This window comes from Ensifer sp. 22460 (assembly GCF_052044935.1).
GTDB lineage: Bacteria > Pseudomonadota > Alphaproteobacteria > Rhizobiales > Rhizobiaceae > Ensifer.
Genome location: NZ_JBQENZ010000016.1, coordinates 158437 through 167526, shown reverse-complemented (window position 1 = coordinate 167526; position 9090 = coordinate 158437). Strand labels below are relative to the sequence as shown.

Here is a 9090-nt window from a genome sequence, read left to right as displayed (position 1 = left end):
GCCCGCGGCATGGCGCTGCTCGGCAAATACACGCTGATCGGCGAGGGCGTGCGCGGCTCGCTCGCCAAGCAGCTGATTTCGAAGTTCGATCTGTCGAAAGACCGCGACGTCCAGAAGTTCGGCATCGGCCTGAAAGAGCTCTGGCAGGTTAAGCCCGAGAACCACCGTCCGGGCCTGGTGCAGCACTCGTTCGGCTGGCCGCTCGGCATGAAGACCGGTGGTGGTTCGTTCCTGTACCATCTGGAAGACAACCTCGTCGCGGTCGGCTTCGTCGTGCACCTCAACTACAAGAACCCATACCTCTTCCCTTTCGAGGAGTTCCAGCGGTTCAAGACCCATCCGGCCATCCGCGGCACCTTTGAAGGCGGCAAGCGGCTGTCCTATGGTGCTCGCGCCATCACCGAGGGCGGCTACCAGTCGGTACCGAAGCTGTCGTTCCCCGGTGGCGCGCTGATCGGCTGTTCGGCCGGCCTCGTGAACGTGCCGCGCATCAAGGGCAGCCACAATGCGGTGCTGTCTGGCATGCTGGCGGCTGACAAACTGGCAGAAGCGATCGCGTCGGGCAGGGCCAATGACGAGCCGGTCGAGATCGAGAACGAATGGCGCCAGACCGATATCGGCAAGGACCTGAAGCGGGTCAGGAACGTCAAGCCGCTGTGGTCGAAATTCGGCACGGCGATCGGCGTGGCACTCGGCGGTCTCGACATGTGGACCAACCAGTTGTTCGGTCTGTCGCTGTTCGGCACGCTGAAGCACGGCAAGAGCGATGCGCAGAGCCTCGAGCCGGCAGCAAAGCACACGAAGATCGATTACCCGAAACCCGATGGCGTGTTGACCTTCGATCGTCTGTCCTCGGTGTTCCTGTCGAACACCAACCACGAGGAGGATCAGCCGGTGCATCTGCAGGTCAAGGACATGAGCCTGCAGAAGCGCTCCGAGCACGACATCTATGCCGGCCCGTCGACGCGCTACTGTCCGGCTGGCGTCTACGAGTGGGTGGAGAAGGACGGCAAGCCGGTCTTCGTCATCAACGCGCAGAACTGCGTGCACTGCAAGACCTGCGACATCAAGGACCCGAACCAGAACATCAACTGGGTGCCGCCGCAGGGCGGCGAAGGCCCGGTCTATCCGAACATGTGAATTTTGCACAGCATCGGCTTATAAAATAGATGATGTCTTCTCCGGCAACCGTTTCGTATGTTGCCTTTAGGCAGTGCACCTCATTCTGGTGCCTCGAAAATGGAGCCCACCAGTTGCCGGCGAGCCTTTCTCCGCAGCGCGCTCCAAGCCAGCCCCTTGCCCAGATAGTCAAAAGGGGTCGGCGGCCATTTCCGCGGCGTCCGGTTGACGATCCAGAAATCGGTGAGGTCGCTGCTGACGTCGTTGAGCATGTGCGAGACGGTCTGGCCGTGCAGATGGTTGATCGCCAGCCCATGGCCCCAGCACCCGCCAACATAGATCACGCGCCGGTCGCCGAGCGTCGTCAGGTGCGGCACCAGGTCCATCGTCCCGGACATGTGCCCGCCCCAAGTATGGGCGATGCGAATATCGCTCAACTGCGGGAAAATCCGCTTTAGATGCTGCAGTGAAACTTCTCCGCCCTCCGCGCTGGCCGTCGGCTCCATTTCGCCGAACATCGAGTGCCCGCCGTAATAGATCCAGTAGAACTGGATACGACCGTCGGCGGTGGGCGCCATGTAGTGGAACAGGTCGAGCGTACTTTCGATCGCATTGCCGCGCTGCCAACCGATCGCCTGCCATTGTGCGGGCGTCAGGCGCTCCGTCACCGCGCCTCGTGCGAAGACCGGGGATTGAAACCGGCGTAACTCGCGTCCGACAGGGCCTTCAAGCATGTGGGTGAAAGCGTTGGTCGCGATCACCACCGTGCTTGCAAGAATCTCCCCGCGCGGAGTGACGATCCGGACGCCCGATGCCAGGCGCTCGATGTGAATGGCGGGGCTGTTTTCGTAGACACGCGCGCCGGCGGCCTCCGCGAGGCGTTTCAGTTCGCGCACCTGCTTGCAGGGGTTAAGCAGGCCAAGATTGGGATCGAACAATGCCGCCTTGAAATTCGGATTGCCGGCAAATTCCGCCTGCAAGCTAGGCCCGTCCATCCACTGCAGCCCCTGCATGCCGAACTCGGAGTACATCGCCTGCAGGGCGCGGGCGTCGTCTACCCAGCGTTCGTCGAAGGCCACCCGCATCAAACCCGGATGCCGGTAGTCACACTGGAGCCCGTTGCTCTCGATGATCTCGCGTGTATAGACCATCGCGCGCAGACAGTAATCGAACGCCGCCTTCGAGCGCTCGAGGCCGTATTTTCGGCGGATAGTGAACTGATCCATACCGAACTGCGGCATGATCCAGCCAGCGGCGCGGCCGCTGGCCCCGAAACCAACGATCTCGCCTTCGATCAGCACGATGCGGCCGGTACCGTCCTTCGCCGCATGCCAGGCAGTGGACATACCGGCGATCCCACCGCCAATGATGGCGACATCGCAATCGATCCGCCCATCCACGGCATGGTTCGGGGCATACATGCCGTAGTCATGCAGCCAGAAGGATTTTCCCGAATGGGGCGCTGATCCGTGAGCCTGCATGATCACAGTGCCTCGTGTCAGTTTGACTGGGGGAGATAGGCGACGGCCGTCGTCTCGACGCGGATCGCCGGGCTGGTAAAGCCGACTACTTCCATGCCCGCGACCGAGGGCCCCTCCTCGCCGTAGAAGGCCTGGCGATGCGGGAACAGCGTCTCGTTGAACTCGTCCACACTGACATTGTAGTAGATGGTTTCGCTGACCACATCGCGCGGCGCGCCGCCGGACTTTGGCAGGATGCTGCCGAGGATCTCGTAGATCCGCTTCATCTGCGCGGCCGGGTCGTCGGCATGGATTTCGTTGCCTTCGTCATCTGTGGACGTCAGGCCACCGATGAAAAGATAATCGCCGGCACGAACGGCCATTGACATACAATAGTGCTTCTCCATCTCAGGAAGCATGTGGAAAAATAGCGGTTTCTTTGGCATGTCAGTTCCTGGTCGAAAATTAAGATATGATCAAGGCAGTGTGGCTTCACTCGATGCGGCGTTAGCCAGTGAGACCGGGCGGCGCCTTAAAGCGACGTGAGGACGTTGGGTTTGAGGCAGAGCGCATTTCAGTTTCCACCTTGTCCGCAGTTAGCAGGCCGGACTCGATTGCGCCGTCCATAAAGCCTACCCAATTTCGCCCGAGATAGTCGCCGGCGAAATGGACATGGCCGTCCGGCGTCTTGAAGGCCTTTGCGATCCGCACGTTCTGTGTCGGCCGCGCCATGTGCCAGGTGCCAAGTGAGAACTCGTCGTTTGCCCAGTCGTGCCCGGTGGTCGAAACGGCCTTCAATTCGGGGTGAAGGCTGGCAAGCACCGCGTTGACTTCGTCGAGGTTCTTCGGGTCGAAAGCCGCGCCATCCGTGCCGAAGCCGACGTAGATGCGGGTTTCGCCCTCTACACGGATGGGGTTGAGGAGGCTAAGTGGTGTGCCGGGCGGAGCGATGACGGCATGGCCGGTGGCTTCGCCTTCCGTGCGGAACAGTACTTTCATGCCCTTTGCGGCATGTTCCTCGTGCGAAAGGACTAGTTTGTCCTGCGCAAGCGCCGGCGTGAACCGGATGTTTTTCAGACAGTTCATCGGGACGGCGCAGACTAGTTTCTTCGCCGTGAAGCGACGGCCGTCACGGGTCGTTGCTGTGACGCCGCGCTCGTCCTGCACCACGTCGGCGACGGGGGAGTTGAGGCGGATGTCGAGATTGGCGCGTTCCGCCATATAGGTGATGAGGGATGTAACGCCACTGTCGACCTTGTAGCGGGCGAGGCAATCGATCATCAGCCCAATATCCCAGCCGGAAATGGACCACCAGCGCAGCTGGGACAGGTATCCGGACTGGTCCAGCGGCGCGTTCGTCTGGGCACTCACCTCAGCGGCGAAGGCTGCTTTCTCGAGCGGCGATAGGCCCATCCGGTCGAGTACGTCCTGAACGCTCAGCGTGTCGAGTTCCTCAGCCTCTGCGATCGCTTCGAGACTGTAGGGCCTGTCCATGCGCGGACCATCCGGCGTATCGCCGGCGAATTTCTTCCAGGCACTTTGAAGGATCGCCCGGAACTCACGGAACTCGATGTCCTGCGGCTTGCCGTCTACCCAGATGGTGAGCGGCGGCAACCAGGGATCTTCATGCAGCTTCAGGCCGGAGCGAACGAATTCTGCCCAGACATAGGGCTGGAACCAGTGGATCCACGTACAGCCCAACTCAACCTTATGGCCGTCGAGGTCCGACGTCCAGGCGCGCCCGCCGATGCGATCTCGCGCCTCAAGCACGGCGACCTTGCGGCCGTTGTTCTTCAATTCGCGGGCCGCCGTGACGCCGGCGAAGCCGGCACCAAGCACGATGACGTCGAAATCGGTTTCTTGTTCCATGCAAATTCCCCCTCAATGACGGCATGCCGTGATCGGTGACGGGCTCGCCGATGCGGCAGTCGCGATCTTGTGAAGCCCGTAAGATCGCCTCCTCAAGCGCCCGAATTTATTATTCAAAGTTATATTACGACTGGGTATACGGCAAGCACCGTTCAATCTCTGCGCGCCATTTAGATGTCGCCGTTTCTAATAAAAGGTTAGCGCGGAAGGCGGGCGATGAGGCTGGGAAACTTGAGAAAATAACTTTTCAATCAATCTGTTGACGCAAATCGCTTTGAGGGCCACCCAAAACTCTCTCTGGCCGGATGGAATAATGAAAGCATTTGGCGTTTGGGGGCTTACCTTGTCTTGATATTTCACGGTATGAATAATTAATGTGGTGAAACCTACTCGAAACAAGGGTCCAGCAAATGAAGCGCTTTCGTATTGGTCAGATCGTTCCGAGCTCCAACATCACGATGGAAACGAAAATACCGGCACTATTGCGGGCTCGCGAACTCGTGTCGCCAGAGCGGTTCACTTTTCACTCCTCCCGCATGCGGATGAAGCATGTAACCGCCGAGGAATTGAAGGCCACAGGGACAGCGACCATTGCCCCTCGAACTTTCGGACGCGCGCGTCGATGTTATGGGTTATGCCTGTCTGGTAGCAATCATGGCAATGGGGCATGGCTACCATCGCCAGTCACGGGAGCGCCTGCACAAGGCGACGGTCGACAACGGCAATCCGGCACCAGTGGTGACGTCGGCCGGTGCGCTGGTCGAGGGCATCCAGGCGATGGGCGCGAAGAAAATCGCGCTCGTCGCGCCTTACATGAAGCCGCTCACTGAGCTCGTCGTGGACTACATCCGCAACGAAGGCATCGAGGTCAGCGTCTGGCGGGCGCTGGAGATCTCTGACAACCTCGCGGTGGCCGCCCACGATCCGATGAAGCTGCCCGGCATCGTCCGTTCGATGGACACAAGCGATGTCGATGCCATCGTGCTGTCCGCCTGCGTTCAGATGCCCTCGCTGGCGGTTGAGCGCGCCATGGATCGTCAATGCGCCGATGAACTGCCGCATCTTCGAAACATGGGTCGACACCCAGCTTGCCCCGACGTTGTCAAAAGGCGATGTCGTCATCCTCGACAATGTCGGTTTCCATAAAAGCGAGCGTGCCGAACAGTTGGTCAAGGCGAAAGGGGCGTGGCTTCTCTTCCTGCCGCCTTATTCGCCGGACCTGAACCCCATCGAAATGGCATTCTCAAAACTCAAAGCGCTTCTGCGAAAGCGAGCCGCTCGAAGCTTCGATACGATTACGCAGGCGCTCGGCGACATCATGGGCCTCTTCTCAGTCGCAGAATTCCTCCGTGAGAAGGCCGAAGGTTACATCGAACTGCGCCACTCGCTCGGCTACTCTTTTCAGCAAACACGCCGGCACGTTGCAGGCTTTCGCCCGCTGCGTTGAACGCGCTCAGTTCGATCCGCCCGCCACCCGGATGATGGCGAGGTCGCCCCACAGCAATCTTGGCTCTCTACTCACGAGGGGATGCTGCAGCGCCAATGCGATGCAAGCTATGCGTGTTTTCATGATATTTTCAAGCAGCCCCATCAGCAAAGCGGACACCACAAACGCCAGATGTATACCGGTCAATACCATGAGCTGGGAGCTCTCGTATTGGCCCGCGTTCAGAAAAATTTGAAGCAGATGTATCGACGAGATAGCAACGATGGATGAAGCGACCTTGATCTTCAAGCTCCCGGAATCAAGCTTACCCATGAACGAGACCTCGCGGTCGTAGTGTTTCTCCGCTTCATCAAATCGACTTACGAAGTTCTCGTAGCCAGAAATCATCACCATAACGATCAGCCCGCCGACCAATGCGCCATCAATCAGCCATAATATAGACAGGATCATGTCTTCTGCGCTGTCATCCAAAACAGAACCCGCTAGCTTGATGAATTTCCATCCGAATGAAACGCTATAGAGCGCCAGCGCTGCAGCTAATCCAAAGTAAAAAATAACGAGTATCCAGCGTCTATACAGAATGACGCGCTCGATGAGCATTTCCAATGACTTCATAACTATACATATCTACTCGGTTTCTGGAGAGGATGCATCGTCGATTTTATATTTGCTTCAGGAGATTAAAGGTTCGGCGCCCGTTCTCTGATTGCAAAGGGAGGCGGGAGTGCCGGTGATTCAGACACTCCCTAAAAGCTCAGCTAGGCTCTCTTTCAGGCATGGCAGAAGAATGATGCGACGAAATCAGCCATTTGCCGTTCTTGAATTCGTAGGTGAAGGTATAACGCGCAGGGACCTCGGTGCCGTCCTTCAACGTAAAGGTGTAGATGCCCGTGTCGATGGCATCGTTGCAGCCGAGTTTGATCGTCCGGCTGTCGATTTCCCCCTTGGGATGCTTTTGCAGGAATTCAGCGAAGTATTCGGCGCGTTCCTTCTGGGTCAGGCGTGGTTTGTTCGAAAGCGTAGGCAGAAGAAGGGCATCAGCTGCATAATTTTCTACGACCTTTTCGGGATCAAGCGTCGATAGAGAGGCGTTCCATCGATCAAACAGATGCTCGACCTGTGTTTTAGTGATCGGCGTGCATTCGGTGGCAAGGGCCGGCGTCGCCAGCAGAGCCGCGAAGGAAGCGGCGAGTAAGTGTCTTTTCATCTCAGTCTCCATCAACGTTTGTTTTCTATCCGCAATGCGGAGGCGCGACGTAGTTATCCCAGCCTATGCAGTCCAGATCGTTCCGAATGATTTGTGGTCGCCGGGCGCGAACAGTGCGCGATATGGATAAGTTGAGCGCAATTGGGAGCTCTTCGGCGGCGGAAGTCGGCTCGGCGGAGCGATATCCGGTTGCTTAGTCTTACTGAGTCACAAATCCTGGGATTCTCGCTGAGCAATGCTGTGCTAGCGTAAGCGATTCGTAGTCAGCAGGAGAACGCTGAGATGAATGGCCTGAGCATGGGAAGTGAAGCAGCCTTTGCGGCTTATGTCCATAAGCCGGTCGATGTGATCGGGCACGCCGATCGGGCGGAGCCGCTCAACGATTATTGCCTCGGACTAATGCTACCGGTGGACCGCAAGAGTGTCGAGGCTCTGGCGGCGGCGACGGCGCCAGCGCGGGCATCGGCCAACCGTGTCTGACGAGGCTCTCCTGGCGCGGGTTCGTGACTTGGTGCTGCCGCTGATCGAGCAGAATGGGCGTATTGAGGCTTAGATCGTGGATGACACCGGGTTCCCCAAGAAGGGCAAGCATTCGGTCGGGGTTGCGCGGCAATATTGCGGCCAGCTCGGCAAGCAGGACAACTGCCAGGTCGCGGGCAGCCTCTCGATCGCCAACGTCGCGGCGAGCTCGCCGATTGCCTATCGGCTGTATTTGTCCGAGATCTGGGCCGATGATCCCGCGCGGCGGCGCAAGGCGAAGATCCCTGACAGCGTCGCGTTCCAGACGAAGCCCGTAATCGCGCTCGACCAGATCCGCGCCGCTCAAGCGGACGGAGTTGCGCCCGGCGTGGTTTTGGCCGACGCCGGCTATGGCGCGGACGGCGCATTCCGCACCGGCCTGTCGGCGCTCGGCCTCGACTATGCCGTGGCAACCGACACTTATTAGTGTCTGGCGACCCAGCGAGGAACCATTGCAGCCCAAGCCCTGGCGTGGAAAGGGTCGGCCAACCCCGCTGATGCGTCGCAGTCCTGAACACAGCCCGATATCGGTGAAAGCGATGGCACAGGAGCTGCCGCACGAAGCCTGGCAGACCATTGGCTGGCGGGAAGGAACGAACACTGATCTCAGTTCCCGCTTTGCCGCCGTGCGCGTCAGGCCCGCCTCCAGGGGTTACAATTTGACTGCCCCCGTGCCGAGGAATGGCTGCTGATCGAATGGCCCGAGGGCGACACCGAGCCGCTCAAGTACTGGCTCTCCACTCTCGCCGCCGACGCTTCGCTCGCAACGCTCGTCAGCACCGCCAAGCTACGCTGGCGTATCGAGCGCGACTATCAGGAACTCAAAGCAGGAACTCGGGCTCGGCCATTACGAGGGGGCGCGGCTGGCGCGGCTTCCATCATCATGCAAGCCTTTGCATTGCCGCTAACGGATTCCTCATCTCCCAAAGGGAGAAGATTCCCCCCTCAGCGCCGAACAAAACCAAAAACCGCCCGGAACCTAACGTTCCCGAAGGTTACCGACCCCGCGGATCCCCCGATCCGACCCGAACGACACACGCCAAATTCGATCGCAACCGTCCGTAGGCACTTGACCGTCGCACTCAGTCGCAACCTTCAGAGATGTCCATGCTGCACCAGGATCAATGCCGCTAAAATCTACAAACTTGTGACGCAGTAAGATTAGCAGGCTGTTTAAAAAGAAGCTGGCCTGGAGGCTTTCGCCGTGATTTCACTCACGTCGAGTTTTGGAGTCATGCATGCGCGGCGGCGATGTGAGGGCGGGTGAACTCTTCAGCTATGTCGATCTGGAGGATCGAGTTCGTCGTGATCATCCACTGCGCAGAGCACCGCCCGCCTCATGTCCGTGCCCGGCGTGGGACCGCTATGGCAGTCGAGGCTTTCGCGCCCACCATGGTGACCTTCAATGACGACCAAGAACGAAGATTACAAGGATTCCGCTCTGGCTGCAGCGTAGCAGGTGATGAGCT

Annotated in this window: 7 protein-coding genes and 2 pseudogenes; 4 read left to right on the top strand and 5 right to left on the bottom strand. The window is 59.0% G+C overall.

Features of this window, described 5'->3' with window-relative positions; genetic code table 11:
• Positions 1 to 1140 (top strand): electron transfer flavoprotein-ubiquinone oxidoreductase (locus ACTJKM_RS20570; protein ID WP_427143636.1); only part of this gene is annotated, 1140 nt, incomplete at its 5' end.
• A gap of 80 nt (positions 1141 to 1220) precedes the next feature.
• Here ACTJKM_RS20570 and ACTJKM_RS20565 read toward each other — a convergent pair.
• The 3 genes from ACTJKM_RS20565 to ACTJKM_RS20555 all read right to left on the bottom strand — a co-directional run bounded on the left by ACTJKM_RS20565 (position 1221) and on the right by ACTJKM_RS20555 (position 4448).
• Positions 1221 to 2600 carry an NAD(P)/FAD-dependent oxidoreductase gene (locus ACTJKM_RS20565; RefSeq protein WP_427143581.1) on the bottom strand — a complete coding sequence of 460 codons (1380 nt, stop codon included), beginning with the start codon at positions 2598 to 2600 and terminating at the stop codon, positions 1221 to 1223.
• A 17-nt stretch (positions 2601 to 2617) separates the two neighbouring features.
• Complete coding sequence (locus tag ACTJKM_RS20560) at positions 2618 to 2968, bottom strand: RidA family protein (protein ID WP_440637129.1); 351 nt, start codon at positions 2966 to 2968, stop codon at positions 2618 to 2620.
• A gap of 118 nt (positions 2969 to 3086) precedes the next feature.
• Complete coding sequence (locus ACTJKM_RS20555; RefSeq protein WP_064334242.1) at positions 3087 to 4448, bottom strand: flavin monoamine oxidase family protein; 1362 nt, start codon at positions 4446 to 4448, stop codon at positions 3087 to 3089.
• 458 nt (positions 4449 to 4906) lie between these two features.
• Here ACTJKM_RS20555 and ACTJKM_RS20550 point away from each other — a divergent pair.
• A pseudogene (locus ACTJKM_RS20550) lies at positions 4907 to 5489 on the top strand (maleate cis-trans isomerase family protein); the annotation flags it as partial.
• 7 nt (positions 5490 to 5496) lie between these two features.
• Positions 5497 to 5895, top strand: a complete 399-nt coding sequence (locus ACTJKM_RS20545) for a transposase (protein ID WP_440637126.1) — start codon at positions 5497 to 5499, stop codon at positions 5893 to 5895.
• A 6-nt stretch (positions 5896 to 5901) separates the two neighbouring features.
• On the opposite strand, the gene ACTJKM_RS20540 is transcribed toward ACTJKM_RS20545, so the two are convergent.
• Positions 5902 to 6510 carry a YqhA family protein gene (locus ACTJKM_RS20540; protein WP_427143578.1) on the bottom strand — a complete coding sequence of 203 codons (609 nt, stop codon included), beginning with the start codon at positions 6508 to 6510 and terminating at the stop codon, positions 5902 to 5904.
• 139 nt (positions 6511 to 6649) lie between these two features.
• A complete protein-coding gene (locus ACTJKM_RS20535) occupies positions 6650 to 7102 on the bottom strand; it encodes an SgcJ/EcaC family oxidoreductase (protein WP_064334239.1) in 453 nt (150 codons plus the stop codon).
• 297 nt (positions 7103 to 7399) lie between these two features.
• Between ACTJKM_RS20535 and ACTJKM_RS20530 the strand changes: the two are divergent.
• Positions 7400 to 8686: pseudogene (locus ACTJKM_RS20530) on the top strand (IS701 family transposase).
• The last annotated feature ends 404 nt before the right edge of the window (positions 8687 to 9090 follow it).